The sequence below is a fragment of the Halopenitus salinus genome (assembly GCF_042662125.1).
Classification (GTDB): Archaea; Halobacteriota; Halobacteria; order Halobacteriales; family Haloferacaceae; genus Halopenitus; species Halopenitus salinus.
This window is the reverse complement of record NZ_JBHSXL010000006.1, coordinates 175410-202175: the sequence shown is the minus strand read 5'-3', so window position 1 is coordinate 202175 and position 26766 is coordinate 175410. Positions and strand designations below refer to the sequence as shown.

Annotated in this window: 30 protein-coding genes and 2 tRNA genes; 18 read left to right on the top strand and 14 right to left on the bottom strand. The window is 66.8% G+C overall.

Going from position 1 to position 26766, the window contains the following annotated elements; genetic code table 11:
- Positions 1–53: 53 nt before the first annotated feature.
- A complete protein-coding gene (locus ACFQE9_RS07235) occupies positions 54–1502 on the bottom strand; it encodes a nucleotide-binding protein (protein WP_379742510.1) in 1449 nt (482 codons plus the stop codon).
- Positions 1503–1669: 167 nt separating this feature from the next.
- Between ACFQE9_RS07235 and ahaH the strand changes: the two genes are divergently transcribed.
- The 10 genes from ahaH to ACFQE9_RS07185 all read left to right on the top strand — a co-directional run bounded on the left by ahaH (position 1670) and on the right by ACFQE9_RS07185 (position 11165).
- A complete protein-coding gene (gene ahaH / locus ACFQE9_RS07230; protein ID WP_379742507.1) occupies positions 1670–2002 on the top strand; it encodes an ATP synthase archaeal subunit H in 333 nt (110 codons plus the stop codon).
- Positions 1989–4142 carry a V-type ATP synthase subunit I gene (locus ACFQE9_RS07225; protein WP_379742504.1) on the top strand — a complete coding sequence of 718 codons (2154 nt, stop codon included), beginning with the start codon at positions 1989–1991 and terminating at the stop codon, positions 4140–4142. The genes ahaH and ACFQE9_RS07225 overlap by 14 nt, the downstream gene beginning before the upstream one ends.
- A gap of 257 nt (positions 4143–4399) precedes the next feature.
- The gene (locus ACFQE9_RS07220) at positions 4400–4657 is read left to right on the top strand and encodes a hypothetical protein (protein ID WP_379742501.1); all 258 of its coding nucleotides are present in this window, start codon (positions 4400–4402) and stop codon (positions 4655–4657) included.
- Between the two features lie 20 nt (positions 4658–4677).
- Positions 4678–5256: a V-type ATP synthase subunit E gene (locus tag ACFQE9_RS07215; protein ID WP_379742498.1), complete on the top strand. Its 579-nt coding sequence runs from the start codon at positions 4678–4680 to the stop codon at positions 5254–5256.
- Positions 5253–6299: a V-type ATP synthase subunit C gene (locus tag ACFQE9_RS07210; RefSeq protein WP_379742495.1), complete on the top strand. Its 1047-nt coding sequence runs from the start codon at positions 5253–5255 to the stop codon at positions 6297–6299. The genes ACFQE9_RS07215 and ACFQE9_RS07210 overlap by 4 nt, the downstream gene beginning before the upstream one ends.
- A complete protein-coding gene (locus ACFQE9_RS07205; protein WP_379742492.1) occupies positions 6296–6625 on the top strand; it encodes a V-type ATP synthase subunit F in 330 nt (109 codons plus the stop codon). The genes ACFQE9_RS07210 and ACFQE9_RS07205 overlap by 4 nt, the downstream gene beginning before the upstream one ends.
- Position 6626: 1 nt before the next feature.
- A complete protein-coding gene (locus tag ACFQE9_RS07200) occupies positions 6627–8399 on the top strand; it encodes an ATP synthase subunit A (RefSeq protein WP_379742489.1) in 1773 nt (590 codons plus the stop codon).
- A gap of 2 nt (positions 8400–8401) precedes the next feature.
- The gene (locus ACFQE9_RS07195; RefSeq protein ID WP_379742486.1) at positions 8402–9826 is read left to right on the top strand and encodes a V-type ATP synthase subunit B; all 1425 of its coding nucleotides are present in this window, start codon (positions 8402–8404) and stop codon (positions 9824–9826) included.
- A 165-nt stretch (positions 9827–9991) separates the two neighbouring features.
- A complete protein-coding gene (locus ACFQE9_RS07190; RefSeq protein WP_379742483.1) occupies positions 9992–10681 on the top strand; it encodes a V-type ATP synthase subunit D in 690 nt (229 codons plus the stop codon).
- Between the two features lie 79 nt (positions 10682–10760).
- Positions 10761–11165 carry a DUF6276 family protein gene (locus ACFQE9_RS07185; RefSeq protein WP_379742481.1) on the top strand — a complete coding sequence of 135 codons (405 nt, stop codon included), beginning with the start codon at positions 10761–10763 and terminating at the stop codon, positions 11163–11165.
- A 31-nt stretch (positions 11166–11196) separates the two neighbouring features.
- Here the strand turns inward: ACFQE9_RS07185 and prf1 are convergent, their stop codons facing one another.
- The 4 genes from prf1 to ACFQE9_RS07165 form a co-directional block, all read right to left on the bottom strand.
- The gene (gene prf1, locus ACFQE9_RS07180; protein WP_379742478.1) at positions 11197–12447 is read right to left on the bottom strand and encodes a peptide chain release factor aRF-1; all 1251 of its coding nucleotides are present in this window, start codon (positions 12445–12447) and stop codon (positions 11197–11199) included.
- Positions 12448–12549: 102 nt separating this feature from the next.
- A complete protein-coding gene (hisE, locus tag ACFQE9_RS07175; protein ID WP_379742475.1) occupies positions 12550–12894 on the bottom strand; it encodes a phosphoribosyl-ATP diphosphatase in 345 nt (114 codons plus the stop codon).
- Complete coding sequence (gene pdxT, locus ACFQE9_RS07170) at positions 12891–13487, bottom strand: pyridoxal 5'-phosphate synthase glutaminase subunit PdxT (protein ID WP_379742472.1); 597 nt, start codon at positions 13485–13487, stop codon at positions 12891–12893. Before pdxT ends, hisE begins: the two co-directional genes overlap by 4 nt.
- A 103-nt stretch (positions 13488–13590) precedes the next feature.
- The gene (locus ACFQE9_RS07165; protein WP_379742469.1) at positions 13591–13752 is read right to left on the bottom strand and encodes a preprotein translocase subunit Sec61beta; all 162 of its coding nucleotides are present in this window, start codon (positions 13750–13752) and stop codon (positions 13591–13593) included.
- 134 nt (positions 13753–13886) lie between these two features.
- On the opposite strand from ACFQE9_RS07165, the gene ACFQE9_RS07160 reads away from it, so the two are divergent.
- Positions 13887–14156 carry a thioredoxin family protein gene (locus ACFQE9_RS07160; protein WP_379742466.1) on the top strand — a complete coding sequence of 90 codons (270 nt, stop codon included), beginning with the start codon at positions 13887–13889 and terminating at the stop codon, positions 14154–14156.
- 53 nt (positions 14157–14209) lie between these two features.
- Positions 14210–14359, top strand: coding sequence for a 50S ribosomal protein L40e (locus tag ACFQE9_RS07155; protein WP_379742463.1), 150 nt, complete (start codon positions 14210–14212; stop codon positions 14357–14359).
- A gap of 75 nt (positions 14360–14434) precedes the next feature.
- On the opposite strand, the gene ACFQE9_RS07150 is transcribed toward ACFQE9_RS07155, so the two are convergent.
- The 3 genes from ACFQE9_RS07150 to ACFQE9_RS07140 all read right to left on the bottom strand — a co-directional run bounded on the left by ACFQE9_RS07150 (position 14435) and on the right by ACFQE9_RS07140 (position 15453).
- On the bottom strand, positions 14435–15058 hold the full coding sequence (locus tag ACFQE9_RS07150) for an MBL fold metallo-hydrolase (protein ID WP_379742460.1): 624 nt from the start codon (positions 15056–15058) through the stop codon (positions 14435–14437).
- Positions 15059–15166: 108 nt separating this feature from the next.
- Positions 15167–15242 (bottom strand) — tRNA-Ile (locus ACFQE9_RS07145).
- A 108-nt stretch (positions 15243–15350) separates the two neighbouring features.
- Positions 15351–15453 (bottom strand) — tRNA-Asn (locus tag ACFQE9_RS07140).
- A gap of 166 nt (positions 15454–15619) precedes the next feature.
- On the opposite strand from ACFQE9_RS07140, the gene cca reads away from it, so the two are divergent.
- Positions 15620–17011 (top strand): CCA tRNA nucleotidyltransferase, encoded by a 1392-nt coding sequence (gene cca, locus ACFQE9_RS07135; protein ID WP_379742457.1) that lies wholly within the window; start codon positions 15620–15622, stop codon positions 17009–17011.
- Positions 17012–17020: 9 nt separating this feature from the next.
- Here the strand turns inward: cca and ACFQE9_RS07130 are convergent, their stop codons facing one another.
- From ACFQE9_RS07130 to ACFQE9_RS07115, 4 genes are all read right to left on the bottom strand, one after another.
- Entirely contained in the window at positions 17021–18025 is a 1005-nt protein-coding gene (locus ACFQE9_RS07130) for a histone deacetylase family protein (protein ID WP_379742454.1), read from the bottom strand.
- A gap of 1 nt (position 18026) precedes the next feature.
- Positions 18027–18458, bottom strand: coding sequence for a histone (locus tag ACFQE9_RS07125; protein WP_379742451.1), 432 nt, complete (start codon positions 18456–18458; stop codon positions 18027–18029).
- Positions 18459–18642: 184 nt separating this feature from the next.
- Positions 18643–20217 (bottom strand): single-stranded DNA binding protein, encoded by a 1575-nt coding sequence (locus ACFQE9_RS07120; protein ID WP_379742448.1) that lies wholly within the window; start codon positions 20215–20217, stop codon positions 18643–18645.
- 295 nt (positions 20218–20512) lie between these two features.
- Entirely contained in the window at positions 20513–20695 is a 183-nt protein-coding gene (locus ACFQE9_RS07115) for an HVO_0416 family zinc finger protein (protein WP_379742445.1), read from the bottom strand.
- Between the two features lie 128 nt (positions 20696–20823).
- On the opposite strand from ACFQE9_RS07115, the gene pyrE reads away from it, so the two are divergent.
- Positions 20824–21390 carry an orotate phosphoribosyltransferase gene (pyrE, locus tag ACFQE9_RS07110; RefSeq protein WP_379742442.1) on the top strand — a complete coding sequence of 189 codons (567 nt, stop codon included), beginning with the start codon at positions 20824–20826 and terminating at the stop codon, positions 21388–21390.
- Between the two features lie 47 nt (positions 21391–21437).
- Here pyrE and ACFQE9_RS07105 read toward each other — a convergent pair whose 3' ends face one another.
- Positions 21438–22436: a radical SAM protein gene (locus ACFQE9_RS07105; RefSeq protein WP_379742439.1), complete on the bottom strand. Its 999-nt coding sequence runs from the start codon at positions 22434–22436 to the stop codon at positions 21438–21440.
- A 169-nt stretch (positions 22437–22605) separates the two neighbouring features.
- Between ACFQE9_RS07105 and ACFQE9_RS07100 the strand changes: the two genes are divergently transcribed.
- Both ACFQE9_RS07100 and ACFQE9_RS07095 read left to right on the top strand, forming a co-directional pair.
- A complete protein-coding gene (locus ACFQE9_RS07100; protein ID WP_379742436.1) occupies positions 22606–23403 on the top strand; it encodes a DUF6517 family protein in 798 nt (265 codons plus the stop codon).
- Between the two features lie 122 nt (positions 23404–23525).
- On the top strand, positions 23526–24647 hold the full coding sequence (locus ACFQE9_RS07095; RefSeq protein ID WP_379742433.1) for a DUF373 family protein: 1122 nt from the start codon (positions 23526–23528) through the stop codon (positions 24645–24647).
- 72 nt (positions 24648–24719) lie between these two features.
- Here ACFQE9_RS07095 and ACFQE9_RS07090 read toward each other — a convergent pair whose 3' ends face one another.
- Positions 24720–25241, bottom strand: a complete 522-nt coding sequence (locus ACFQE9_RS07090) for an archaemetzincin family Zn-dependent metalloprotease (protein WP_379742430.1) — start codon at positions 25239–25241, stop codon at positions 24720–24722.
- A gap of 39 nt (positions 25242–25280) precedes the next feature.
- On the opposite strand from ACFQE9_RS07090, the gene ACFQE9_RS07085 reads away from it, so the two are divergent.
- Positions 25281–25802, top strand: coding sequence for a UPF0146 family protein (locus tag ACFQE9_RS07085; protein ID WP_379742428.1), 522 nt, complete (start codon positions 25281–25283; stop codon positions 25800–25802).
- A 67-nt stretch (positions 25803–25869) separates the two neighbouring features.
- On the top strand, positions 25870–26742 hold the full coding sequence (locus tag ACFQE9_RS07080) for a TIGR01548 family HAD-type hydrolase (protein ID WP_379742425.1): 873 nt from the start codon (positions 25870–25872) through the stop codon (positions 26740–26742).
- Positions 26743–26766: the final 24 nt, after the last annotated feature.

Below are 26766 nucleotides of genomic sequence, written 5' to 3'. Positions count from 1 at the left end.
CGCGCGAGCGGGATCGAACCGCAACAACACCGCCCTTCCGACACCCCCCGGCGTCACCGCCCCAACAGTCGGCTGAAGAACCCCTTACGCTCGTTCCCGTCGTCGGATTCGTCGTCTTCACCGCCGTCGGATTCGTCCCTCTCGGACGCCGTGTCCGTTTCGTCGCCGCCCCCGGTCGTCGTTTCCGTCTCGTCGTCCCCTTCCGTTCCGTCCTCCGGCTCCGCTTTCGGTTCGGTCCCCGTCGACTCGTCCTCCGCTCCGTCGTCGTCCTCCGCTCCGCCGTCGCTATCTTCCGATACATCCTCACTTTCGGATCCATCGTCATCCTCATCGACGCCGACTTCGTCGTCGGACTTCTCGTCCCCGCCGGCCGTCTGGAAGGGTACGCTTTCGACTTCCCCCGACCCGTCGTTCGGCATGTCGTCCATGTCGTCGGATTCGCCCGTGTCGTCCGAACCTTCGGTGCTCTCGTCGTTCTCGTCGTCGTTCGCCTCCTCGCTCCCGTCGGGCTCGGCCTCGTCGATCGGCGGTACGCCCGGGTCCGGATCGCCCGTCTCCTCGGCGCTCTCTCCCTCCTCCGCCCTGTCGCTCAGATCCCCGCTCGTCATCTCGACGTGGGCGGTCGATCCGTTCTCGGGATCGGCGGCCGGCGAGTCAGCTTCGGCCTCCGATCCGTCGTCTGCCGCTTTCGCTTCCGAGTCGTCGTCCTCCGCTTCCGCTTTTCCTTCGTCCCCCTCATCCTCCGTCGACCCCGGCTCTTCGTCCGCCTCCAGCACGTCGGGGTCCACCTCCGGAACATCCACCCCGGTCAGTTCGCTCGCGAGCGATCGATAGGCGCGGGTGGCGGGCGCGGTCGGGGCGAACGTCGAGAGCGGCTCGCCGGCCTCGACCGCGTCCGGAACGGCCGCGTCCTCGGGAATCCGTCCCAGGATGGGTTCGCCGATCAGCTCCGCGATCCTCCCGTCGTCCGACGGCGGGTCGTCGGGGTCGACTCGAGTGATCGCCGCGCCGGCGACCGTCCCGCCGAGACGTTCGGCCAGCTCGCCCGTCTTTCGCGTATCGCGCAGGGCCTCGGTCCCCGTCGTCGAGACGAGCAGCGTCTCGTCGGCGAGCCCGAGCGGCAGCGCGGAGTCGTGTGAGAGACCGGCGCCCGCGTCGATCAACAGGAAATCGGCGTCCTCGAAGGCCGCGATCACGTCCCGCAGGCCGGCGGGATCCGCCTCCGCGTAGGCGTCGAGATCCGTCTCGCCCGGCAGGACGGACAGGCCGTTCGGCCCCTCGTGGACTGCGTCCTCGGGCTCCGCCCGCCCGGCGAGAACGTCGTGGATCGTGGTCTCGCCGACGTCGATCCCGAGCGCGCCGGCGAGGTTCGCCATCCCGATGTCGGCGTCGACGGCGACGACGTCCTCGCCGGCGTCCGCCAGGTGGGTCGAAAGCGCCGCGGTCGTCGTCGTCTTCCCGACGCCCCCCTTTGCCGAAGCGATCGCATAGACCGTTGTCATACCTCGTTGGACCGCCAGCGACCACTTAAAGGTACGCGAGGATCGACCGATTTCGTCCTCGTGCTCCCTCGATCCGGCTCGTCGACGTCCGCGCCCGTCGTGGTCGTTCCGTCGACTTTCGCAAACACCTTATACGTCGCTGTGGGATTCTCCAACGATTAGTGAGTATGCCGAGACCAGAGGTGCTCGAACGAGTGACGGAGGCCGAACGCGAGGCGGACGACATCGTCGCCGAGGCGGAAGCCGACGCCGAGGAGACCCTCGCGGAGGCCCGAAAGCGGGCCGAGGAGATCCGCGCCACCGCCGAGGAGGAGGCCGCGGCGGAGGCGGAAGAGCGGCTCGAGTCCGCCCGCGAGGAGATCGAGTCCCGGCGCGAGGAGATCATCGCGGAGGGCCGCGCCGACCGCGAGGCGCTCGAGTCCGACGCACGGGATCGCATCGACGAGGCGGTCGAATACGCCATCGATCGGTTCGAGGAGGCGGTGAATGCTCAGGCCTGAGCGGATGAGCAAGGTGTCGGTGACGGGTTCGAAACGCGTCATCGACGAGGTCATCGAGACGGCCTACGAGCACCACTCGCTTCACGTCACCGACTACGAGGGCGACTTCCAGGGGTTCGACCCCGGCTCGTCCCTCGAGGGCGCGGAGGACGTCAACGAGCGGCTCGTCACCGTGCGTTCCCTCGAGAGCATCCTCGAGGTCGACGACGGCGACGCGGGACCGACGGGCGTTCTCGACGACGAGGAGCTCGAGGCCGAACTCGAGACCGTCCGCGAGCGCGTCAACGATCTCACCGACGAGCGCGACGATCTGCGCGACCGGATCCGCGAGATCGACGACGAGATCGACCGCATCGAACCGTTCGCCGACCTCGGGATCGAACTCGACCTCCTGCGCGGGTACGACTCCCTCGAGGTCGTCGTCGGCGAGGCCAAGGCCGACGCCGTCGAGGACGCGCTCGCGGAGGCCGCGGGCGTTCGCGAATACGAGGTCTTCTCCGGCAATGGCGTCGTCGCGGCCTTCGCGTATCCGGCCGATGACGCCGAGGAGGGCGTGTTACAGGACGCCCTCGTCGGAGTCGACATCGCCCTGCTCGAGGTGCCCGACGCCGACGCCAGCCCTGCGGAGTACGTAAGCGAGCTGGAGTCCGAACGCGCCGAGCTGGAGTCCGAACTCGAGACCGTCGAATCGGAGCTGGAGTCGGTCAAACAGGACGCCGCCGGGTTCCTGTTGCGTGCGGAAGAACAGCTCACCATCGAGGCCGAAAAGAAACAGGCACCGCTCTCGTTCGCGACGACGGAGAACGCCTTCGTCGCCGAGGGCTGGATCCCGACCTCGACGTACGACGAGTTCGCGGCCGCCATCGAGGAGACCGTCGGCGACCACGCCGACGTCGAGGAGCTCGAACGCGCGGAGTTCACCCCGAACGGCCACCACAACGCGGCCGTCGACGCCGAGGGCCACGAGGCCGCCACCGACGGCGGCCACGAGGCGAGCAACGAGACCCCGCCGGTCGTCCAGAACAACGGCGACGTGGCCGGCCCCTTCGAGCTGCTCGTCAAGAGCTTCGGCCGGCCGCAGTACTCGGAGTTCGACCCGACGCTCCTCGTCTTCCTCACCTTCCCGCTCATGTTCGGCTTCATGATCGGGGACGTCGGGTACGGGATCCTGTACGTCGGCATTGGAGCGTTTATGTACCGCCGATTCGATGATACGCTTCGCGAACTCGGCGCAATCGCGATTTGGTCTGGACTCTTCACGGTTCTGTTCGGGCTCTACTACGGGATCGACGTGTTCGGTTACCACGGGTACCAGCTGTTCTTCGAACACTGGCCGGTCGCGAAGGGGCTGAGCCCCGGCGATTCCCACTGGGCGCTGGCGTACTTGGTGCTGTCTGTGCTGTTCGGAATCGTGCACCTCAACGTCGGCTACGTGCTCTCGTTTGTGAAGAACTTCCAGATCCACGACCTGAAGCACGCGCTCTACGAGAGCGGCTCGTGGCTGCTGCTGCTCAATGGGACCTGGCTGTGGATCTTCAGCCAGCACGTTCAGGGGCCGAAGCCGGGGTTCCTCTTCGATTCCGTGGGAGTGCTGACGCTGGGGATGGTGTCGTTCTCCGGGCTCCCGGTTGCCGTTGGATACCTCGGGATCGCGCTTGCCGTCCTCGGCTTCCTCCTGCTCGCGATCGGCCAACCGACTGAGATCGCTGAGGTTCTCGAACCCCTCGTCAACGTCGTCTCGTACGCCCGGATTATGGCCGTCCTGCTCGCGAAGGCCGGGATGGCGCTCGCGGTGAATCTGCTTGCGTTCGGCGCGTATATGGACAACGACGGGTACTTCCACTTCATCTTCACGCCGGAGTACCTCGCGTATGTCCAATCGAACCCCGAGTCGTACGACATCATCTTCGCAGGAATGACGACCGCGTTCGAGCCGAGTGCGATCGGCGTGGTCGCACTGATCGCCGGAGTCCTCATCGCGGTCGTGGGCCATATCGTAGTTCTGTTGCTCGGAATCACGTCCGCTGGCATCCAGAGCGTTCGTCTCGAGTACGTCGAGTTCTTTGGTAAGTTCTACAATGGCGGCGGCGAAGCGTACTCTCCGTTCGGCTACGATCGGGAGTACACGGCGAACGAATAACCGATCGCTGCCGTCCGTTTGGAGCTTCTCTGCATCGTTTTTGAGTGCTCTTCCGTCCGTCTCTTCGGCTATTTCCTTGATCTGTCTGACCCGGATCGCTACCGGTGTCCCGATTGAACTGGTGGGTGTGTGTAACCCTCACAACCGTCGCTTTGAGGGTTTCTCGCGGTCGTTTTCCTCGTTCGTTTTGGGAAGTTTTATGTCTCCAGTAGGGAGAACACCAACTGTTCGGAGACGAGCAACCGCAACTACTACCAATGTTTGAAGCTACCAGCGAACTCGGGAACGTCGTACTGCAGGAAGGTCAGGGCACGCTCACGAACCCGGCGGCCGCCGCCGCGCTCGCGGTCGGGCTCGCGGCGCTCGGTGCGGGCTATGCGGAACGCGGTATCGGTTCCGCCGCCGTCGGCGCGATGGCTGAGGACGAAGACCTGTTCGTTAACGGTCTCATTCTGACGGTGCTGCCTGAGACCATCGTTATCCTCGCACTGGTCGTCGTCTTCCTGTTCCTGTAACAACGACTTCCCCTTTTACAATGAGTCTGGACACCGTCGTTGAGGACATACGAGACGAGGCCCGCGCGCGTGCGGAGGAGATCCGTGAAAACGCCGAGGCCGAGGCCGAGGAGATCGTCTCCGAGGCGGAGGCCGACGCCGAGCGCATCCGCGAACAGCGGCTCGAGGAGGCCGAACGCGAGATCGAACGGGAGCGCGAACAGGCGCTCTCGTCCGCCAAGCTCGAGGCCAAACAGGAGCGACTCGCCGCTCGCCGCGACGTCCTCGAGGACGTTCGCGACCGCGTCGAGGAGTCGATCGCCTCCCTCGAGGAGGACCGACGCCGCGATCTGACCGAGACGCTTCTGGATGCGACCCTCGCGGAGTTCGACGACGGGGAGGACGTGGTCGTCTCGACCCGGTCGGCCGATGCCGACCTCCTCGCCGATCTGGTCGCTGACCGCGACGCCGAGGTCGGCGAGGACGTCGACTGTCTCGGCGGGGTCGTCGGCGAGAGCGAGACCTCCCGCGTTCGCGTGAACAACACCTTCGACTCCGTCCTGGAGACCGTCTGGGACGACGAGTTGAAGAACCTCTCGGAGCGACTGTTCGACCAATGAGTGCCGTCGGCAGCTCGAACCCGGAGTACGTCGTGGCGAGGGTTCGCGCCCGCCGCGGCATGCTGTACAGCGACGAGGAGTACCGCAAGCTCACCCGGATGGGCCCGGCGGAGATCGCCCGCTTCATGGAGGAGTCGACCTACGAGGCGGAGATCAACGCGCTCGGCAGCCGCCACGGCGGCGTCGACCTGATCGAGTACGCGTTGAACCGGAACCTCGCCAAGCAATTCGAGGAGATCCTCGAGTGGAGCGAAGGGCGTCTCTACGAGCTCATCGCCCGCTACCTCCGGAAGTTCGACGCCTGGAACGTCAAGACCGTGATCCGCGGCATCTACGCCGGCGCCGAGACCGAGGCGGTCGAGGTCGACCTCATCCGCGCGGGCGAGTTCGACGACCGTCGGATCCGGCGGCTCCTCGAAGCGGAATCGATCGAGGGCGTCGTGGAGGTCCTCGAGGACACCATCTACGGCCCGGCCCTCGAGGACGCCTACGCCGACTACGAGGAGTCCGACGTGCTCGTGCCCCTCGAGAACGCGGTCGACCGGGCGTTCTACGAGCGCCTGCTCGCCGATCTCGGTCGGGACGAGCCGACCCGCCAGTACGAGTCCTTCTTGACTGCCGAGATCGACCTCCGAAACGCCCGGAACGCGCTCCGGCTCGCGCGTTCTGGCGCCGACCTCGATCCGGCGGAGTACTTCATCGAGGGGGGCGACCTCTTCGATCGCGACACGCTGGCGCGGCTCGCCCGCGACCTCGACGAGCTCGTCGAGTACGTCGCCGAGAGTCAGTACGGCGACGACCTCGGACCCGCGCTTCGCGAGCTCGAGGAGGCCGACAGCCTCATCGCGTTCGAACACGCCACCGACGCGGCGCTTCTGGCCTACGGCGACCAGCTGGGGACGATCCACCCCGTCTCGGTCACGCCGGTCATCTCCTACATCCTCGCCAAGGAGCGCGAGGTGGAGAACATCCGCGCGATCGCTCGCGGGAAGGAGGCCGGGTTGAGCGACGCGGACATCGAGGAGGAGCTGGTGATAACATGAGCCAGGAGATCGCCGTCATCGGCAGTCCGGACTTCACGACCGGATTCCGGCTGGCCGGCGTCAGGGCCTTCGAGAACGTGCCGGACGACGAGAAGGACGAGGCGCTCGACGACGCCGTCGAGCGGACCCTCGAGGACGAGAGCGTCGGCATCATCGTGATGCACGAGGAGGACCTCTCGCACCTCTCGCGTCCCGTTCGCGAGCGCGTCGAGGGAAGCATCGAGCCCGTCCTCGTGACGCTCGGCGCATCGGGCGCCGGAAGCGGCGGGCTGCGCGATCAGATCAAACGAGCCATCGGGATCGACCTGATGGAGGAGGACGATTAACATGAGCAAAGCAGACACAACGGAGACCACCGAACACGGTGTCATCCAGAGCGTGAGCGGTCCGGTCGTGAGCGCCCGAGACCTCGATGCCCGCATGAACGACGTCGTCTACGTGGGCGAGGAAGGCCTCATGGGCGAGGTCATCGAGATCGAGGGTAACATCACGACCATTCAGGTGTACGAGGAGACCTCCGGGGTCGGCCCCGGCGAGCCCGTCGAGAACACGGGCGAGCCGCTGTCGGTCGACCTGGGTCCGGGAATGCTGGACGCCATCTACGACGGCGTCCAGCGTCCCCTGGACGTCCTGGAGGGCAAGATGGGCAGTCCGTACCTCGATCGCGGGGTCGACGCGCCCGGCATCGACCTCGAGGAGACGTGGGAGTTCGAACCCGCCGTCGACGAGGGCGACGAGGTCGGCCGCGGCGACGTCGTCGGAGTCGTCGAGGAGACGGTCACCATCGACCACAAGGTCATGGTGCCGCCGGACGCCCTCGAGGAGGGCGAGACCGCGGAGGTCGTCTCCATCGAGGCCGGCTCCTTCGACGTGACCGAGACCGTCGCCGAGCTCGACAACGGCGTCGAGGTCACGATGCGACAGGAGTGGCCGGTCCGCGAGGCGCGGCCCACCGTCGAGAAGCGCACGCCCCGACAGCCGCTCGTTTCGGGCCAGCGCATCCTCGACGGACTCTTCCCGATCGCGAAGGGCGGGACGGCCGCCATTCCGGGTCCGTTCGGGTCCGGCAAGACGGTCACCCAACACCAGCTCGCGAAGTACGCCGACGCCGACATCATCGTCTACGTCGGCTGCGGCGAGCGCGGCAACGAGATGACCGAGGTCATCGAGGACTTCCCGGAGCTCGAGGACCCGGCCAACGGCAACCCGCTCATGGCCCGGACCTCGCTCATCGCCAACACCTCGAACATGCCGGTCGCGGCGCGTGAGTCCTGCATATACACGGGGATCACCATCGCCGAGTACTACCGGGACATGGGCTACGACGTCGCGTTGATGGCCGACTCCACCTCGCGGTGGGCCGAGGCCATGCGCGAGATCTCCTCGCGGCTCGAGGAGATGCCCGGCGAGGAGGGGTACCCCGCGTACCTCGCCGCCCGGCTCGCGCAGTTCTACGAGCGCGCCGGCTACTTCGAGAACGTCAACGGGACCGAGGGCTCCGTCTCCGCGATCGGCGCGGTCAGCCCCCCCGGCGGCGACTTCTCCGAGCCGGTCACCCAGAACACGCTTCGCATCGTCAAGACGTTCTGGGCGCTCGATGCGGACCTGGCGGAGCGCCGCCACTTCCCGTCGATCAACTGGAACGAGTCCTACTCGCTGTACAAAGACCAGCTCGACCCCTGGTTCCAGGAGAACGTCTCGGAGGACTGGCCCGAAAAGCGCCAGTGGGCCGTCGACGTCCTCGACGAGGAGACCGAGCTGCAGGAGATCGTCCAGCTCGTCGGCAAGGACGCGCTGCCGGACGACCAGCAGCTCACCCTGGAGGTCGCACGCTACCTGCGTGAGGCCTACCTCCAGCAGAACGCGTTCCACCCGGTCGACACCTACTGTCCGCCGGAGAAGACCTACCTCATGTTGACGACCATCGAGACGTTCAACGACGAGGCGTTCTCCGCGCTGGAGGCCGGCGTCCCGGTCGAGGAGATCATCGACATCGAGTCCGCTCCCCGAATCAACCGGATCGGCGTCCAGGAGGACTACGAGGAGTACGTCGAGGAGCTCAAAGCCGACATCGCCGAGGAACTCCGGAGTCTCTACTAACCATGAAAGAATACCAAACGATCACCGAGATCAGCGGCCCGCTCGTGTACGCCGAGGTCGACGAGGCGATCGGATACGACGAGATCGTCGAGATCGAGACGGCACAGGGGGAGACGCTGCGCGGTCAGGTGCTCGAATCCTCGGAGGGCCTCGTGGCCATCCAGGTGTTCGAGGGCACCTCCGGCATCGACCAGGACGCGTCGGTTCGCTTCCTCGGCGAGACCATGAAGATGCCCGTCACCGAGGACCTCCTCGGTCGGGTGCTCGACGGCTCCGGTCGGCCGATCGACGGCGGCCCGGAGATCGTCCCCGAGGAGCGACAGGACATCGTCGGCGCGGCGATCAATCCCTACTCCCGGGAGTACCCCGAGGAGTTCATCGAGACGGGCGTCTCCGCCATCGACGGCATGAACACGCTCGTTCGCGGACAGAAGCTTCCCATCTTCTCGAGTTCGGGCCAGCCCCACAGCGAGCTCGCGATGCAGATCGCCCGCCAGGCGAGCGTGCCCGAGGAGGAGGAGGACGGCGACGACGACGAGGGCTCGGAGTTCGCCGTCATCTTCGGCGCGATGGGCATCACCCAGGAGGAGGCCAACGAGTTCATGCAGGACTTCGAGCGTACCGGCGCACTCGAGCGTTCGGTCGTCTTCATGAACCTCGCGGACGACCCCGCCGTCGAGCGGACGGTCACGCCGCGGATGGTGCTCACCACCGCCGAGTACCTCGCCTTCGAGAAGGACTACCACGTCCTCGTCATCCTCACGGACATGACGAACTACTGTGAGGCGCTCCGCGAGATCGGCGCCGCCCGCGAGGAGGTTCCGGGGCGACGTGGCTATCCCGGATACATGTACACCGACCTGGCACAGCTCTACGAGCGTGCCGGCCGGATCGAGGGGCGTGAGGGTTCGGTCACGCAGATCCCGATCCTCACGATGCCGGGCGACGACGACACCCACCCGATCCCGGATCTGACCGGCTACATCACCGAGGGCCAGATCTACGTCGACCCCGACCTCAACAGTCAGGGCCTGCAACCCCCGGTGAACGTCCTGCCCAGCCTCTCGCGGCTGATGGACGACGGCATCGGCGAGGGCCTCACCCGCGAGGACCACGGCGACGTCTCCGACCAGATGTACGCGGCATACGCGGAGGGCGAGGACCTGCGCGACCTCGTGAACATCGTCGGTCGCGAGGCGCTCTCCGACCGCGACAACAAGTACCTTGACTTCGCGGACGCCTTCGAGACGGAGTTCGTCGACCAGGGCTTCGAGACGAACCGCGATCTCGAGGACACCCTGGAGATCGGCTGGGACCTCCTCTCGATGCTGCCGAAGGACGAACTCAACCGCGTCGACGAGGAGTTCATCGAGGAGTACTACCGCGAGGACGACTCCGAGCGGAAGATCGTCGAGGCGGCCGACTGACGCCGATCGCTTCGTTTCGATTCCACCTTCGGATTCGACCGTTCTCGGCTCGTTTTCGCGTTCCACCAGTCTGCGGTTCGTGTCTCCGTCCGCATCGCTCGGACCCCCGACACGAGCCAAACAGACAACTATTAACCTCCTAGGGGAGCAACGTTCGCCCAAGAGATGGCCAAGGACGTCAAACCCACTCGGAAGAACCTGATGGCGATCGAGGATCGCATCGAGCTCTCCGAGCGGGGACACGACACCCTCGAGCAGAAGCGCGACGGCCTCATCATGGAGTTCATGGACATCCTCGACCAGGCCCAGGACGTCCGCTCGGACCTGTCGGACGACTACGAAACCGCCCAACGCAAGATCGACATGGCCCGCGCGATGGAGGGCGACGTCGCGGTCCGCGGCGCGGCCGCGGCGCTCAAGGAACACCCGGAGATCACGACGCGATCGAAGAACATCATGGGCGTCGTGGTCCCCCAGATCGAGTCCTCGAAGGTGAAGAAGTCGCTCGACGAGCGCGGGTACGGTCTGCTCGGCTCCTCCGCGCGGATCGACGAGGCGGCCGACGCCTACGAGGAGCTGTTGGAGACGATCATCCTCGCCGCGGAGGTCGAGACGGCGATGAAGAAGATGCTCGAGGAGATCGAGACCACCAAACGCCGCGTCAACGCTCTCGAGTTCACGCTGCTCCCGCAGCTGTACGAGAACCAGGAGTACATCGAACAGAAGCTCGAGGAGCAGGAACGCGAAGAGATCTTCCGGCTCAAGAAGATCAAAGCGAAGAAGGAAAAAGAGGAGGAGGCGGAAGCCGAGGCCAAAGCCGACTCCGAGACGTCCGAAGCCGTCTCCGCGGACTGACGCTCCGGCTCCGGGTCGTTCGAGTCGGTCCCGCTACACGATCGCGGTCCTTTATCCCACATCGTATCCACTCGCCGACATGGACTGTCCCGACTGTGACGGCGAGACGCTCGCGGTTCGCGTGCCTCCCGAGCTGCGCGAGTTCGTCGATCCGGCCCCCGAAACGGTCGTCGCGGTCTGTCCCGGCTGCCTGTGTGTTCGCCCGTCCGCTGGCGACGTGGCGGACGTGAACCACGACCCGACCGCCGATCCCTCCGCGGTGAACGACGCGATCCCGGACGGGAACGGCGGCGTCGCGTTCCTGTTGGCCTGTGGCAAGCTCGATTCGCTCGCGGTCAACCGTCCGGCGGTCGTCGAGCTGATGGAGTACGCCGAACGCGAGGGCGTCGACGTCCTGCTCGCTCTCGATCGACTCGGAGACGAACTCGAGGATCCCCACTTCGACGTCGACCGCCGCGCTCGCCAACTCGCGCAGTATCTCTGAGACGTACAGACCTTCCGAGACGTGTGCGGCCTCAGACGCCGGTCGAGTACCGCAGAATGCCGCCGATTCCGCCGAAGGCGTCCTGGAACTGCTCGCCCTTCTCGAAGTCCGTGGAGATGAACTTCGTCTCGGTCCCGCGCTGGTCCGCGATCTCCATCAGGTGTTCGATCACGTCCTCGCGTTCCCGCATCTCCGCGTCCTCGCCGCACTCCGAACACTCGTGGTCGGGCGTCGAGTGACGGCTGTCGACGACCTCGTACTCCTCGTGGCCGTTCGGACACTCGTAGATCACGACGTCCGACCGCAGATCCTCGGAGAGCAGCAGCCGGTCGACCGATCCCATCACGAGGTTCCGGCGGGTCGGTTCGAACCCGTAGGTCGCCTGCTCGCCGGTGTGGAGGTTCTCGAAGAACTCCTCCATCTGGTTTTTGTCGTCGACGATCGCCTGATCGGAGAGTGCCTCCTGGCCGGCGTCGACGAGGTCGTAGAGTCCCGACTCGTCGGTATAGGAGACGTCGAACTTGCCGAGGACCTTGTCCTGCAGCTCGTGGTGGAGGTAATCGCCGTCGAGGAACTCGTCCTTCGTCGGCGAGGGGCCCCCCACGAGGATCCCGTCGAGCTCGTGGCGCTTGGGAACGAACAGGTCGTTGGCCATCTCCGCGACCTCCTGGTAGAAGTTGTCGATCGCCTCGAGTCGAAGCCGGGCGAACCGCTGGGCGGACTGTCCGCCCTTGCGCTGTTTGCCCGGGACGAGCGAGGAGGCGGACTTGACGGGCTCGACGCGTTTGCCCTTCAGCCACCCGACGTTGGCCTCGCGGCGATCGAGGACGATGAGCCCGAAGAGGCCCTTGTCCGCGAGCATGTGCTCTAACGGCTCGGTCAGGAAGTCCGAATCGCAGTGGTAGCGGAACGACTCGACGGGGTCCGGCGGCGACTCGAGGGTCTTCGTCACCATCTCCGTCCGTCCGCCGCCCGAATCGACCGCACCCGAGAAGATGACCATCCCGTTCTCCGGCGGGAAGGTGTCGTAATACCGGAGGCGGTCCTTGATGCTCGTCAGCGCGTCCTGGACGTTTGTCCGCGTCTGTTTGGACTTTATGTTCGCCGCCTCGCTGTGCTCCTGGGTGACGTGTGCCACCACGTCGGCGACCTGTTTGTCCTCGGGGATGTAGATCGTGACGAGCTGGGTTCCGGAGCCCTCGTACTCCTGGAGTTCCTCTATCACCTTCCGGAACTCGTATTTGCGACGGTCGTCGTTCGTTTCTTCCGTCTCGGTACTCATTACGGAACACTCGCCGCGCTGGGGGTAAGTATGCTTTGACCTACGGGTTCCTCGTGGTTGGACCGGCCCGTCCGTCCCCGAGCCCGTGGTTCCTGCGGCCCGCTAGCCGAACCGCGACTCGAGTTCCTCGCGGAGGTCCTCGAGATCGAGGTCCTTCATCGCCAACAACACGAGCAGGTGGTAGACGAGGTCGCCGCTTTCATACAGCAGCTCCTCGTCGTCGTCGTCCTTCGCGGCGAGGATCGCCTCCGTCGTCTCCTCGCCGATCTTCTCTAAGACGGCGTTTTCACCCTTCTCGTGGGTGAAAAGCGACGCCGTGTAGGATCCCTCCGGCAGCTCCCGCTTTCGATCCTCGATCGTCTCGAACAGCTCGTCGAGAACGTCCGGATCGGCGTCCCTTGCCGCTTCGGCCTCGCTCGTCGGTCGTTCCGTCGGTTCGTCCGTCATCGTGCCTCCACCTCCCGTTCGGGCGCGAACGCGAGCTCGTGGATCCGCGGATCGTCGGTGAGTTCCGGGTGGAACGCGCTTCCCACGACCGGTCCGTCGCGAACGCAGACGGGTCGTCCGTCCCAACTGGCCAGCACCTCGACGCTCTCGCCCACCTCGTCGATCGCCGGTGCCCGAATGAACACCGCGGGGAACGGGTCCTCGAGCCCCTCGACGTCGAGCGGGGCCTCGAAGGAGTCGCGCTGGCGGCCGAACGCGTTCCGATCGACGCTGACGTCGATCGCCGAAAGCGTGTCCACGCGGTCGTCCTTGGCGTCCCGCGAACACACGATCAGCCCCGCACACGTCGCGAGAACCGGCTTGTTCGCGGCGACGTGTGATCGGATCTCCCCTGCGATGCCCTCCCGGTGGAGGAGCCCGGAGATCGTCGTCGACTCCCCGCCGGGGACCAACAACACGTCACACTCCGGGACGATTCCCGACTCGCGGATCTCCACGACCGTCGTCTCCTCGCCGCGTCGCGCGCCGACGCGCCGGATCGCGTCGGCGTGCTCGGAGACGTCCCCCTGAACGGCGATCACGCCTGCCTTCATGCCCGTAGCTGGGGGTGCAGTCCGGAAAAAGTGCGCGTTCTTCGGGACGCGCGCCGATCCGTCGCGGCGTGCGCGCTCTTCGGTTCCCTCGGACGTCCCGTCCTCACACGGTGAGCGAGATGATCTGGACGAACACGCCGAAGAGCACCGCGAACGCGATGACCGTCTTCGGGTCGATCAGGATCGCGTTTCGGTCCTCGGAGTCGAAGTACCGAACGAGCCCCGCGCTGGACATCAGCCCGCCGGAGTTCTGTCCGCTGCTCATGGTTCCACTCGCCGGTCCACTCGCCTAAACGTTTCGACTGGCGATCTTCCGTCGGTAATCCCGAGCCGATCGTCGGCGACGTCGGCCGCGTCGGTAACTCTTATCCGCTCGCCGCGACAACCGAGCGTAGAGCAATGACCGTTCGACTCCTCGATTTCCACGCCGACTGGTGTGGCCCGTGTAAGACCCAGGACCCGATCCTCGACGAGCTCAAGGAGGAATTGGGCGACGCCTTCGAGCTGGAGAAGATCGACGTCGACGAACAGCAGGACGTCGCCAACCAGTATCAGGTGCGCTCGCTTCCCACCCTCATCGTCGAGTCCGACGACGGGGTCGTCGACCGGTTCGTCGGCGTCACACAAAAGGAGGACATCCAGGCCGCCATCGAGCAGGCCGGCGCCTGATCCGCGCGCGTTCGTCTCGCAAGCTTTTACAGCACGCCGGCTCTGGTGTCGGTATGGCCAAGTTCGACGCCGCCGAGGACCGACTTCTCGAGAAGATGGTGTGCATGCGCTGTAACGCCCGCAACTCCGAGCGTGCCGAGCGATGCCGCAAGTGCGGCTACGGGAACCTCCGCCCGAAGGCGAAGGAACGCCGCGCGGCGTAGATCGTCGGGTTCGCTTCCGTCCCCATCACGCGTCTTCCGGTGAGCCGTGTCTCCGGACGGATCGGGTCCCAAGGGCTACTCGGGATATTTCGGCTGCCGCCGCTTCGCACGCTCGAGCGCGCGCTCTATGACCTCCCGTACGCCGTCCTCGTTTTCCGACGGCCGGTAGACGTCACCGTGGCCGGCGTACATTCCCGAGACGCCCTCGGGCAGGTGGTCGAGGAGGTCCTCCAGGCTCTCGATGAGCCGCTCGCGCGACTGGCCCGCCATGTCCGTGCGGCCGAACGATCCGTCCTCGAACGCTCCGTCGTTGTAGACCACCACGTCGCCGCTGTAGAGGCGCTCGTCGCCGACGAACGAGACGTGATCGGACGCGTGACCCGGGGTGTAGACCACCTCGCAGGTCTCATCGCCGATCTCGACCGTCGATCCGTCCACCAGTTCGACGTCGCGGCGAGGGTGCTCCGCGTACGCGTAGAGTTCGGCGTCGAAGGCGTCGAGCACCGCGTCGAGTTCCGCCACGTGGTCCGTGTGCTGGTGGGTCACCACCACGCGGTCGAGCGCCTCCACGTGCTCCGCGATGACGTCCTCGACGCCGGGCATTGTTCCGGCGTCGACGAGGGTCGTCACCTCGCCCGGAACCAGATAGGCGTTGCAGGTGAACTCCTCGGCGTCGGCCGTGACGTTGATCGGGTCCATGCTGGCGGGTTCGTGGGGCGGCGCCTTATAGGATCGCCCGCCGGTTCGCGATACCGATGGCTCGGGGAGCGATCGTCGACATTCTCGAGAGCCCGTTCGTCCGCTGGATGGGCCCTGCCGGATTTGAACCAGCGCTCAACTCGTTATGAGCGAGTCGCTTTAAGCCGGACTAAGCTAAGGGCCCTCACGAGGTGGTCTCTCGGCGCGACCCTTTAGCGTATCGGGTTCGGCCGGTTTCGACGTCGGGACGCCCGACGGCGTCGCTTCCGGGTCGGCGTCGAAACGAAGGAGGCGCCGAAGCCAGGACTCGAACCTGGGACCGCCTCGTATCTGCGACGAGCGGGCGAGCCGGTCGTCCTAACAGCGAGGCGCTCTACCAACTGAGCTACTTCGGCGTGCACCCTATGGTATTCGGCTGCTTTTGATAGGGCTTTCGTTTTCGCCCGACGGCGGGGTTCTCGGTTCGTCGGACGCGACCGATCGACGCGCTCGAGGTCGACGGCCACGGCCCCGCCGCTTTCGACCGACATCCTTTCGGGTCGACCCGCTGAACCCGTCCCCATGAGCGAGCTCGATGCGGTCCGCGAGTCGGTTCTCGACCGCGTCAAACCGGGACCCGACGAGCGCGAGCGGCTGGAGGCGACCTCGGGACGGCTCGTCGATCGGGTCCACGAGGCGCTCTCCGATCTCGCGATGGATCCGGACATCGAAGACGACGTCGACATCGTTCGCGTCGGCTCGACGGCACGGGGAACCTGGCTCGCGGGCGATCGTGACATCGACCTCTTCGTTCGCTTTCCCACCGACCTCCCGCGATCGGAGCTCGAACGGTACGGCCTGGCGATCGGCCACGCCGTTCTGCCCGACGGCCACGAGGAGTACGCCGAACACCCCTACGTCAAGGGGACCGTCGACGGCTTCGAGGTGGATCTCGTCCCGTGTTATGCCGTTTCGGATGCGACCGAGATCCGCTCGGCCGTCGATCGGACCCCCTTTCATGACGCCTACCTCTCCGAGCGGCTCACACCGACGCTGGCCGAGGAGGTCCTGCTGGCGAAACGCTTCCTCAAGGGCATCGGCGCCTACGGCAGCGACCTGAAGACCCGCGGCTTCTCGGGCTATCTCACCGAACTGCTTGTCGTGGAGTTCGGCGGCTTCGCGCCCCTGCTTCGTGCGGCGGCGGACTGGAGCCCGCCGATCACGATCGATCCGGAGACGCACGCGGCGACCGCCTTCGACGACCCGCTCGTCGTCATCGATCCGACCGATCCGGAACGGAACGTCGCCGCCGTCTGTTCGGCCGAAAACCTCGCGCGAGTCCAACACCACGCGCGCGACCTCCTCGAGACGCCGCGTACGGAGGTCTTCTTCCCGCCCGATCGCGAACCGCTCGATTCGGATGGCGTCCGCGACCACCTTCGGCGCCGCGGGACGACCCCCGTGGCGGTCGTCTTCGAGGCGCCCTCCCTCGTCGACGACCAGCTGTGGCCGCAGCTTCGCAAGTCGCGTTCGGGGATCGTCCGCGCGCTCGAGGATCACGGCTTTCCGGTGCTTCGATCGACCGCGATGGTCGAGGACGGATCCGAAACGGATCCCCGGCGGGCGGTGCTGTTCGTCGAACTGCTCGTCGAGACGCTCCCCTCGATCGCCAGACACCTGGGGCCGCCGGTCGCGGTCCGCGAACACGCCGAGGGATTTTACGCGGCCTACGCGGACGAGGAGCGCCCGCCCTACGGTCCGTTTCTCGAGGGCGATCGATACGTCCTCGAGCGCGACCGCGAGGTGACGAGCGCCGCGGAGTTCCTCGAGAGCGACGCGATATTCGACGTCGGTCTCGGGACGCACGTCGCGGACGCGCTGTCGCAGCGGGACGTTCTCGTCGGCGCCGAGACGGCGACCCTCGCAGACGGGTTCGGTCCGGAGCTTCGGTCGTATTTCGACCCGAGACCGTGACGGGACGGACTACAGGTCGAACTGCGTTTTGACGTCGTCGACGAGCACTCGAGTCGAGTCGTTTATCTTTCCCTCGACGTCGATCGGATCGCGCCCGTCGAAGGTCTCGTGGACCGTTCGGACCCCCTCGGAGAGGGTGTCGAGGCCGTATCCTCCCTCGAGGACGAACCCGAGTCCGGCGTCGACGCGGTCTGCGATCCCGCGAACCTGCTCCGTCAACATCGCGTATCCCTCCGTCGAGACGCGCATCCGCGAGATCGGGTCGTGTCTGTGGGCATCGAAGCCGGCCGAGACGAACAGGAGCTCCGGGTCGAACCGCTCGAGGAGGGGCGAAAGCGTCTCCTCGACCGCGTACTGGTACTCCGGATCGCCGGCACCGGCGGAAAGAGGGACGTTCAGCGTGGTTCCCTCCGCGCCGTCCGTCCCCGTCTCGTCTATCGCCCCCGTTCCCGGATAGAGTCCCTGCTCGTGGATGGACGCGTAGAACACGTCGTCCCGGTCGTAGAAGATGTCCTGGGTGCCGTTTCCGTGGTGGACGTCCCAGTCGAAGATCGCGACGCGGTCGGCCGCCCCCTCGTCGATGATCGCCTGGGCGGCCACGGCGGCGTTGTTGAAGAAACAAAACCCCATCGCGTCGTCCTCGACCGCGTGGTGGCCCGGCGGACGGCCGATCGCGAACGGGGTCCGACGCCCGTTCGACCCCGAAAGCGCCTCCGTCGCCGCCCACCTCGCGAGCCCCGCGGACGTGAGGGCCGCCTCGAAGGTTTCCGCCGTGGCGACGGTGTCGGGGTCCCAGTTCCCCCCGCCGTCCGCACAGAACGCCTCGATCTCCTCTACGTACTCCTCGTCGTGGACGGCCTCGATCTCCGAGCGATCGGCGGGCGCGGCCTCCTCGTAGCTGACGCCGTGTTCCCGCTTGAGTCCCTCGCGGATGGCTCGCAGGCGATCGGGGCTTTCGGGGTGTCGATCGCCGGTGTCGTGTTCCAGACAGGCCTCGCTGTATCCGAACTGCATGTCACTCGAAGAGGGCGAAGTACGTCTCGATGTCTTCCGCCTGGATCGTGCGTCGATCCGCGTGGCGTGCGAGCGTTGCCGCCGCGCCGGCGACGTTGTCCGCGTAGTCCTCGAGAACGTCGGCGAGCGCGATCCGCGCGTCCATGCCGACCCGATAGCCGTCGTCGATCTCCAGCCTGGCGATCCGGTCGACCGGCGCCACGGGCAAGACGAGGTCCTCGCGGTCGACGACCTGTTCGACGCCGAAATCCGAGGCCATAAGCGTCTTTCGCCCGTCGTCGGTCGCGTGCTCGGCCGCGTCCTCGGCCAACGACGCGCCGTGTCCCTCCACCCGGCGCGCGAGCGCCTCGGCCGCGTCGGCGCTCACCCTGAGGTCGCCGGCGTTCCGCCGGATGATCTGATCGACCGGGGCGAACGGCAACTCGACACTCATACACACACTCGGGGTCGTTTCCGGTATAACGCTTTCCGTTAGCGCCCGTTAGCCGCCGTCTCCGACCACGAGGAGCGATATCCGCTCTCCTCGAGTCGCCTCTTCGAACCGCCTCATCAAGCCGTCCCCCAGCCGGATCCGCGTCGACGATGCCGTCCGTCCCGAATCGCGCTCCGAACCGGCCTCAAAAGACCTCGTCGGCGTCGATCCGGCCGTCCCGTTCGGTTCCCCTGACGGTTATCTCCTCCCCGAGACGGAGTTCGGCCTCGGTCTCCACGCTCTTCGTGCGCTCGCCGTCGTCGAGGACCACCGGGCTTCCGGCCTGAACCACCGTTCCCGTGAACTCGACGCTCTCGGCGACCGCGGCGCCGTCGGCGGCGGCCGTCACGGTCGCGCCGCCGGGCGATCCGTCCGCCGACGCCTCCGGGGATTGCGGCGTCTTCGTGGTCTCCGACGTGTTCGTCTCCCCCGACGACTCTCCGTTCGTGGCTGGCCCGCCATCGCTGTCGGTGGCGCTTTCACCCACGCCATCGCCGTTGTCGGCGAAGGCTCCGAGCCCCTCGCTTTGGCCCGTCTCCGGGGATCGGCCCGACGCATCCGACGGGCTCGAGCGCGCGGCTCCCTCGGAGCGGTTCCCGGCCGCGGTCGGCGAGTCGCCGCGTTCGATGACGCTGACCGTCGACCGCCAGTTCGCCGACGCCTCGAGGTCGTCCTGCCATCCCTCCTGGATCTCCACGTCGGTGAAGACGACCTCGTCGGCCAGATCCACCTCGCGGTCGGCCTTCTCGCCCCACAGCGCGACGCGGATCTCGCCCGTCTCGTCCTTGATTCGGACGTTTCGAACCTGCCCCTCCGAGCCGTCGTCGCGATCGAAGGTCCGTGTCGGGTCGGTCTCTATCACGCCGCCGGCGATGTCGACCGTCCGGCCGATCTCCAGATCGGCGATGTCGGTCGTCTCAGGGACGTATTCGACGTCCTCCTCGACGCGTTCGATCGATCCCCGGGACCCGACGTGCAACTCGAGGGAGCCGTCCCGCTCGCGGACGTAGCCGTCGACGACCTCGACGACCTCGTCGGCGTCGAACTCCCCCGCGAGGTCCGCCCGGTCGTCCCAAAGCGTCACGCGGACGCGGCCGGTCTCGTCGCCGAGGACGAGATTCGAGACCCGTCCCTCCGAGCCGTCGTCGCGATCGAAGGTCCGAACGGCGTCGGTATCGAGAACCTTCCCGACGAGGGTCACGTCCGAGGCGCCGAGCGTGAGATCCTCGACCCGGTAGGTGTCGAGGATCTGCACGTCGACCTCGGCGTCCTCGTCCGTCTCGACCTTGTTCGCGCTGACCTCGAGCCCGTTGTACCCCTCCTTTGGACGTCCCATCACGCGGAGGACGTCGCCGACCTCCAGCTGCTCTTGGGCGGCCGTCGCCATCTCGTCCCACAGCGCGACCCGGACCGAGCCGGACTCGTCCGCGATCTCGACGTTACAGACCCGGCCGTCCTCCTCCGTGTCGTCGCGATCGAAGGTCCTGATCTCGCCGATCGAGGTGACCTTTCCGAGGAATTTCACCTCGTCCATCCCCGGCTCGATGTCGGCGATCGTCTCGGCCTCCTCGTCGCGAAGCTCGTGGGCGATGAGCATCGCGGCCGTCTCCTCGTCCGCGAGGCCGCCCATCTGCTCGACTTTGTCCTCGACGGCCGCCTCGAACTCCTCGAGTTCGACGTCGGCCTCGAGGTCCGCGTAGACGTCCTCGATCACTCCCATGGTGGTACCTCACCGAAGGGCGACTTCGCGCATAAGCGTTGTCCTCCACCCGCTCCACGCGCTTCGACGAACGGGCGGTATGCCCGTTTTCGTGGCCGATTTCGACCGATACGTCGGATCCTCGATTCGGCGACCGTCGCGTGTCGTCTCCCCGTAGCCATCGCTTCCAAGTGGCTCGGTATCGGTTAAAAACCCCCGCGTGATCCGTCCGATCGAAGTCGTTCGGGCGACCGGTCCGGGACGGTCTCGGACGGCCCGTCGGGGCCGAACCGTCGCCGGGGTCAAACTGCCGGGATCAAGCCGCCGGCGTCCAGCCGCAGACGCCACACTCGCGCGCGGACTCGTCGTGGAGACCGCCGCACTCCGGACACTTCTTTTTGTTATACGATCGCTCCCAGCGTACGATGTCGGTTTCGTGACCGCGGTCCTCGAGGAATTCGTCGAACACGCCGTCGTTCGTGCTGGGTGCGGACGACATACACGGTATGGTATAGCGTACCACTAACTTAGACCTTTCGTTCGGTGCGAACCGACCCCCGTTCGACGCCGTCCGTCTCGGGCGTGCCGTTCCGACCGGTTTATACGCGCCGCGACGAGCACACGGGTATGAACGATCCCGAGGATTCGTCCGCCGGACGCGACGACACGGCAGCCCTCGTCGACGCGCTTCGGGAGGCCGACGCCGTTCGATTCGGCGAGTTCGAGCTCTCGCACGGCGGCACGAGCGAGTACTACGTCGACAAGTACCTCTTCGAGACCGACCCCGAGTGTCTCCGGCTCATCGCCGCGGCCTTCGCCGACCGGCTCGCCGACACCGACGCCAAGCTCGCGGGCGTCGCCCTCGGCGCGGTCCCGCTCGTCGCGGTGACCGCCGCCGAACTCGATCGCCCCTACGTCATCGCTCGCAAGAAGGCCAAGGAGTACGGCACCGCGAACCGGATCGAGGGGCGGCTCGAGGCGGGCGAGGAGGTCATCGTCCTCGAGGACATCGCGACGACCGGACGGTCGGCCGTCGACGCGGTCGAGGCGCTTCGGGACGCCGGCGCCGTGGTGAACCGCGTGCTCGTCGTCGTCGATCGCGAGGAGGGCGCGAGCGATCTGCTCGCCGAACACGACGTGACCCTCGAGTCGATCGTGAACGCCTCACGGCTGCTGGAAGACGCCGATCGATAGCGATTCGCGGGAACGGGGATCCGCCCGGGCAAAAGGAACGGCCAGCCTCAGGCGACGGGAGTCCGCTCGACGACGGTCCCGTCGACGGTCGGGTACTGTTCGACGATCTCGCCGTCCTCGATGTCGTCGTCCTCGATCATGTCCTCGAGGAGCCACCAGGCGACCTCGACGTGGTTCGACTTGACGCTGTAGAACTCCTCGGGGACGCCGAGGTCCTCGAACCGCTCGGGGGACGCGTACGTCTTTCCGTAGACCAGCGTGCCGTCGTCGGTCACCTCGTCGAACTCCCGACGGACGTTCCGGGCCATCCGCTTCAGCCGGTTGCGGTGTTGGGCGGCGTCCTTGAAGACGCTCGTACAGAAGTAGACCTTCTCGTGGGAGGCCATCTCCTCGAGGATCGCGTCGTCCTTCGATCCCTCGACGGCGGACATGTGTCCCTCCTGCAGCTCGAAGCCCTCCTCCTGCATCCGCCGGTAGTTGCCGTCGGACATCTCGAACTCGTTGACGTTGCAGAACTCCGCGGCCCCCTCGTCCAGAAACTCGAGGAACTCGGGCTCCGCGCGGATCCCGGGGATCTCGAAGGCGGGAGTGATCTCCTCCTCGCGTGCGACGTGGAGGATCTCCTCCCACTCGGTGCCGTGCATGTCGCCCCACAGCTCGAGCGGCGGGTGAAATCGGATCTCGTCGAGGCCCGCCTCGCTCAGCCGGCGCATGTTCTCGCGACCGCCCGTGATCCCGGTGTAGAGGTGAGTGTGGTGGTCCTCGCCGAACTCGTCTTTGAGGAGCTCGAGGTACCGGCAGGTCCGCTCCAAGGCCTCCTGGGGCTCGCCGCCGGTGATGGAGGTCCCGAGCGCGCTCATCCGCTTGGCCTCGGCGATGACGTCCTCGTCGGACTCGACGCGCCGCTCGTTGGCGTAGACGTCGGTGACGTTCTTGCGGTTCTCGCCGAGGGGACAGTAGAAGCAGTCCCGCTGGTCGCAGTAGCCGTAGACGAAAAGCACCATCTTCCCGCCCTTGGCGCACTGTTCACAGCCCTTCGATATCATCTACGGAACACTACCGCCTCCGGACTCAAAAAGCGTGCGGAGCGTCGTTCCGGCGTGTCACGCCCTCTCGAACGGATGTCGCGGCCGGAATTCCGGAACGGGTCCTCATCGTCTCGGTCCGTTTCCCGTCCCACAAAGCATGTACCTTCCCACGGGGAAGCCTCTCCTCATGAGTGACCGCCACGATTCGTCGATCGACCGCGAGGACGCTTCGACCGACCGCGAGGGCGCCTCGGTCGACCCCGACGACGCCTCTGCCGATCGCGACGACGCCCGGATCGACTCCGATCGGCGTTCGAACCGTTCCGGCGGAACCTCTCGCCGTCGGTTCCTCCTCGCGGGCGGGGCGGTCGGGATGGCCGGGCTCGCGGGCTGTACCACCTTCGACGTCGCTCGCGGCGAGGTGGTCGAGTTCGAGGCCGGCACCGCGACCGTCGCCGACGCCGCGCTCTCCGAGACCGACTACGAGCTCAACGACGTCACGACCGAGACGCGGACCCACGAAGTCGACGTCCCCGGCGGAACGCGTACGGTGCGGGTGAAAAACCGGGTCGCCGAGTACGACAAGGCCGTCGATCTGTTCGGCGAGCGCTATCAGGCGGCCGTCTTCGTGACCCTCGCGACGCCCCGCGTCGAGCTTCTGGGTCGCTCCTACAACCCGATCGCCGACATGGACAACGCGGAACTCGCCGAGGTCGTTCTCTCGCGATACGACGACGCGTCCGACCCCGAGCGCGGCTCCGAGTACACGACGTCCATCCTCGGTACCGACGCGACCGTCGTCGTCTACACCGCCCAGGGGAACGTCCAGGGAACCGACATCTCGATCGACCTGGAGCTTCACGTCGCCGATCCGGTGGGGACCGGCGGCGACTTCGTCGTCCCGGTGGCCGCCTATCCCGACTCGTTCGGCGACGGCGAGAACGTGCGCCGGATGATGAACGCGATCGAACACGCGAACGAATGACCGCCCGTCCGAGCGAGTGTGTGCTCGTTCGTCGTCCCCGGTCCGTCTCCACCCGCGTTCCCGGACTCTTCGGCCCGCCGGCGACCGAAAGCATATGCCCGACCGTGGCGTAGCCCCGCTCGATGCTGCTCGTCCTCTGTGTCGACCTCGACGACGACCTCGGTCGCAAGACCGGCCGCGAGACCCCGGTCATCGGACGCGAGGCGGTGACCGCGGCGGCCGTGGATCTCGCGACGGTCGACCCGGAGGACTCCGACGTCAACGTCCTGTTTCAGGGGATCAACGTCCACGAGGAGCTGTCGGGGACGAGCGACCAGGAGGTCGAGATCGCCGCCGTCACCGGCGTCGACGGATCCGACGTGCAGGCCAACCGAAAGGTCGGCGAGGAGATCGACCGCGTGCTCGCGGAGCTGTCGGCGAGCGACGAGATCCGCGCCGTGATCATCACCGACGGCGCGCAGGACGAGTCCGTGTTGCCCGTGATCCGCTCGCGAATGCCGATCGACGGGGTCAGACGCGTCGTCGTTCGGCAGGCACAGAACCTTGAGTCGATGTACTACACGATCAAGCAGGTCCTCGCCGACCCGGAGACCCGCGGGACGATCCTCGTGCCGCTCGGCATCCTGCTCCTCATCTACCCGCTCGTCGTCCTCGCGAACCTCTTCGAGATCGCCGGCGCGATGGTCCTCGGACTCATCTCCGCGCTGCTCGGTCTCTACTCGCTGTTTCGCGGCCTCGGGCTCGAGTCGACGATCGACGCCACGGCCGACCGCGCTCGAAACGTGCTGTACGCGGGTCGCGTGATGCTCATCACCCACGTCGTCGCGCTCGCCCTCCTCGTGGTCGGCGGCGTGCAGGGCTACGAGACGCTCGAGATCGTCCGGTCCGCGGTCGGTGACGGCGGTCCAATCACGGTCGGAACCGCGCTCGCGGCCTTCGTCCAGGGGTTCGTCCAGTGGGCCGCGGTGGCGGGAATCACCTCCAGCCTCGGCCAGATCACGGACGAGTACCTCGCCGGCGAGTTCCGGTGGCGCTACCTCAACGCCCCCTTTTACGTCGTCGCCATCGCGGTCGTGTTGTACGCCCTCTCCGGCTTCTTCCTCCCGCCGATCGCGGGGCTCACGACCTTCACGCTCGGCGATCTGGCGCTCGCGCTCGCGGCGGGGACGCTTCTCGGCGTGTTGAGCACGCTCACCTTCGCCGTCGCGGAGTCACGGACCGAGCGGACGATCGACCCCGCCTGATCGGGTCGACGGACGCTCCGATCCCTCGACTCGTCTTCGACCGACCGCGAGCGTCTTCGACTCCGTCGTCGGTCAGTGGACGCTCCGCGAGCAGGACCCACAGAGGTGTTCCTCCTTGAGGTCCACCTCGCGGACGGTGGGCGAAAAGGACATCACGCACTTGCTGTTGTCGCAGTGTTCCAGACCGAGGGTGTGGCCGATCTCGTGGACGACCTCCTTGCGGACCCGGTCGGCGACGACGTCGGTCTGCGGCTTCGAGGAGATGCCGCCGTCCGAGGACGTCTGGAGCCGGTAGGTGGAGATGATCGAGCCGTTCCCGTTGAGGTAGGCGAGCCCGAAGACGTAGTTCCGTCTGCGGTAAAAGAGGTCCCGCGCGGTGATGCCGATGTTCTTCTCGCCGCTTCCGACCCGGCTTACGACCTCGATGAGGTCCTCGGCGCGATACTGGTCGCGCCCCTCGTCGTAGCCGCTCGCCGGCACCGACTGCTCGTCGTGTACCGTCACTTCACAGTCGTAGACCGACCGCAGCGCGCTGGAGGCCTCCCGTTTGACCCGGGCCGGCACCTCCCCGACGGGAACGATGTCCACGAGCATGAAAGCCGTTATGCCTCCCTGGTGCATAAATGGCCCGGCGTGACCGGATCTCCCTCGTGCTCGCTCCCGAACGCGCTCGCCGAACTCGCCGCGTCGGACCCCCGAGGACCGACCGGCTCGGCGGCCCGTGACTCGTTTCGGAACCTCTCGGACTCTCCCGTCCTCCTGGAGGTCGGGATCGGACGTCGACCGGACGTCGCCCGCGCGCTCGCGGGAACCGGATACCGGGTGATCGCGATCGACGTCGTCGACCGGCCGGTTCCCGACGAGGTCGCGTTCGCTCGCCTCGACGTCCACGACCTCGCGATGTCGGCGTCGCCGCGTCGGTCGCTTCCGATCCCGGAGGCCGACGCGGACGCCGCCCCGGTCGCCCTGGTCTACGGTCGAAACCTCCCGGCGGAGATCCAACCGGCGACCGTCCGCCTCGCCGAACGGCTCGACGCCGCGGCCGCGTTCACGACGCTCGGGTTCGAGGATCCCTCGCCCTCGCTTCGCGTCGAGCGGCGGACCGTCGGATCGGACACCCTCTACGTGGTCTCCGAGTCGCGCGGGCAGTCGTGACCGGCTCGCCACGCGGCGAGCACGCGCCAGTCGGAACGGTTTTTCGCGCCGCCGCGCGAGGGAGGGTATGCAGGTCGACGCAGTCGTGCTCGACGTCGACGGGGTGCTCGTCGACGTCGCCGACTCCTACCGGCGGGCGATCGTGGAGTCGATCGAGCGCGTGTACGGGCGGACCATCGACCGCGGAGCCATCCAGGCGTTCAAGAACGCCGGCGGGTTCAACAACGACTGGGAGCTCACGGACGCCGCGGCGCTTTACGTGCTCGCGCGAGCGGACGGTCTCGAGTTGGACGTCGAGGAGTTCACGGCCCGGATCGCGGACGCCGGGGGCGGACTCGAGGGCGCGAAAACCGTCCTCGAGACGCTCCCCGACGAGTCGCGCGCGGCCGTCCTCGACGCGTGGGATCCCGACCGGCTCCGCGAGGTCTTCCAGGCGCTCTATCTCGGCGCCGATCTCTACCGCGAGCTGGAGGGCGGCGAGCCGCCGTTCGAAACGTCCGGATTCATCGCCGACGAGCCCGTGCTCGTTCGCCCCGGGACGATCTCGACGCTTCGATCGCGCTTCGACGTCGGCGTTCTCACCGGTCGCCCCGCCTCCGAGGCCGACATCGCGCTCGACCGGGCCGGCCTCGATCTCCCCTCGAGCCGCCGGTTCACCATGGACGACTGGGAGGAGGGGAAGCCGCACCCCCGCGCGCTTCGGACGCTCGCCGAGCGGTTCGACGCCGACGTGGTCGCGTTCGTCGGCGACACCCTCGACGACGTTCGGACGGCCCGCAACGCCGACGAGGCGGACCCCGATCGCGTCTACTACGGGATCGGCGTGTTGACAGGCGGGCTCACGGGCGAATCGGGGCGAGAGACCTACGCCTCGGCCGGCGCCGACGCCGTCGTCGAGGACGTGAACGCCCTCGTCGACCTCCTCGAGCGACGCACCTAAGACGCCGCCGCCGCCAGTGTGGAT

Bases quoted from the DNA above. Each gene is read 5' to 3' on its own strand.
- ACFQE9_RS07090 (WP_379742430.1), bottom strand. From the start codon at position 25,241: ATGCTCGTGGACATCGTTCCCGTCGGGGAGGTGCCGGCCCGGGTCAAA.
- prf1 (WP_379742478.1), bottom strand. From the start codon at position 12,447: ATGAGTACCGAGACGGAAGAAACGAACGACGACCGTCGCAAATACGAG.
- pyrE (WP_379742442.1), top strand. From the start codon at position 20,824: ATGAACGATCCCGAGGATTCGTCCGCCGGACGCGACGACACGGCAGCC.
- pdxT (WP_379742472.1), bottom strand. From the start codon at position 13,487: ATGAAGGCAGGCGTGATCGCCGTTCAGGGGGACGTCTCCGAGCACGCC.
- ACFQE9_RS07205 (WP_379742492.1), top strand. From the start codon at position 6,296: ATGAGCCAGGAGATCGCCGTCATCGGCAGTCCGGACTTCACGACCGGA.
- ACFQE9_RS07125 (WP_379742451.1), bottom strand. From the start codon at position 18,458: ATGAGTGTCGAGTTGCCGTTCGCCCCGGTCGATCAGATCATCCGGCGG.
- ACFQE9_RS07115 (WP_379742445.1), bottom strand. From the start codon at position 20,695: ATGTCGTCCGCACCCAGCACGAACGACGGCGTGTTCGACGAATTCCTC.
- ACFQE9_RS07150 (WP_379742460.1), bottom strand. From the start codon at position 15,058: ATGGACCCGATCAACGTCACGGCCGACGCCGAGGAGTTCACCTGCAAC.
- ACFQE9_RS07200 (WP_379742489.1), top strand. From the start codon at position 6,627: ATGAGCAAAGCAGACACAACGGAGACCACCGAACACGGTGTCATCCAG.
- ACFQE9_RS07120 (WP_379742448.1), bottom strand. From the start codon at position 20,217: ATGGGAGTGATCGAGGACGTCTACGCGGACCTCGAGGCCGACGTCGAA.
- ACFQE9_RS07160 (WP_379742466.1), top strand. From the start codon at position 13,887: ATGACCGTTCGACTCCTCGATTTCCACGCCGACTGGTGTGGCCCGTGT.
- ACFQE9_RS07215 (WP_379742498.1), top strand. From the start codon at position 4,678: ATGAGTCTGGACACCGTCGTTGAGGACATACGAGACGAGGCCCGCGCG.
- ACFQE9_RS07185 (WP_379742481.1), top strand. From the start codon at position 10,761: ATGGACTGTCCCGACTGTGACGGCGAGACGCTCGCGGTTCGCGTGCCT.
- ACFQE9_RS07100 (WP_379742436.1), top strand. From the start codon at position 22,606: ATGAGTGACCGCCACGATTCGTCGATCGACCGCGAGGACGCTTCGACC.
- ACFQE9_RS07105 (WP_379742439.1), bottom strand. From the start codon at position 22,436: ATGATATCGAAGGGCTGTGAACAGTGCGCCAAGGGCGGGAAGATGGTG.
- ACFQE9_RS07225 (WP_379742504.1), top strand. From the start codon at position 1,989: ATGCTCAGGCCTGAGCGGATGAGCAAGGTGTCGGTGACGGGTTCGAAA.
- ACFQE9_RS07220 (WP_379742501.1), top strand. From the start codon at position 4,400: ATGTTTGAAGCTACCAGCGAACTCGGGAACGTCGTACTGCAGGAAGGT.
- ACFQE9_RS07235 (WP_379742510.1), bottom strand. From the start codon at position 1,502: ATGACAACGGTCTATGCGATCGCTTCGGCAAAGGGGGGCGTCGGGAAG.
- ACFQE9_RS07130 (WP_379742454.1), bottom strand. From the start codon at position 18,025: ATGCAGTTCGGATACAGCGAGGCCTGTCTGGAACACGACACCGGCGAT.
- ahaH (WP_379742507.1), top strand. From the start codon at position 1,670: ATGCCGAGACCAGAGGTGCTCGAACGAGTGACGGAGGCCGAACGCGAG.
- ACFQE9_RS07080 (WP_379742425.1), top strand. From the start codon at position 25,870: ATGCAGGTCGACGCAGTCGTGCTCGACGTCGACGGGGTGCTCGTCGAC.
- cca (WP_379742457.1), top strand. From the start codon at position 15,620: ATGAGCGAGCTCGATGCGGTCCGCGAGTCGGTTCTCGACCGCGTCAAA.
- ACFQE9_RS07195 (WP_379742486.1), top strand. From the start codon at position 8,402: ATGAAAGAATACCAAACGATCACCGAGATCAGCGGCCCGCTCGTGTAC.
- ACFQE9_RS07210 (WP_379742495.1), top strand. From the start codon at position 5,253: ATGAGTGCCGTCGGCAGCTCGAACCCGGAGTACGTCGTGGCGAGGGTT.
- hisE (WP_379742475.1), bottom strand. From the start codon at position 12,894: ATGACGGACGAACCGACGGAACGACCGACGAGCGAGGCCGAAGCGGCA.
- ACFQE9_RS07095 (WP_379742433.1), top strand. From the start codon at position 23,526: ATGCTGCTCGTCCTCTGTGTCGACCTCGACGACGACCTCGGTCGCAAG.
- ACFQE9_RS07190 (WP_379742483.1), top strand. From the start codon at position 9,992: ATGGCCAAGGACGTCAAACCCACTCGGAAGAACCTGATGGCGATCGAG.
- ACFQE9_RS07155 (WP_379742463.1), top strand. From the start codon at position 14,210: ATGGCCAAGTTCGACGCCGCCGAGGACCGACTTCTCGAGAAGATGGTG.
- ACFQE9_RS07165 (WP_379742469.1), bottom strand. From the start codon at position 13,752: ATGAGCAGCGGACAGAACTCCGGCGGGCTGATGTCCAGCGCGGGGCTC.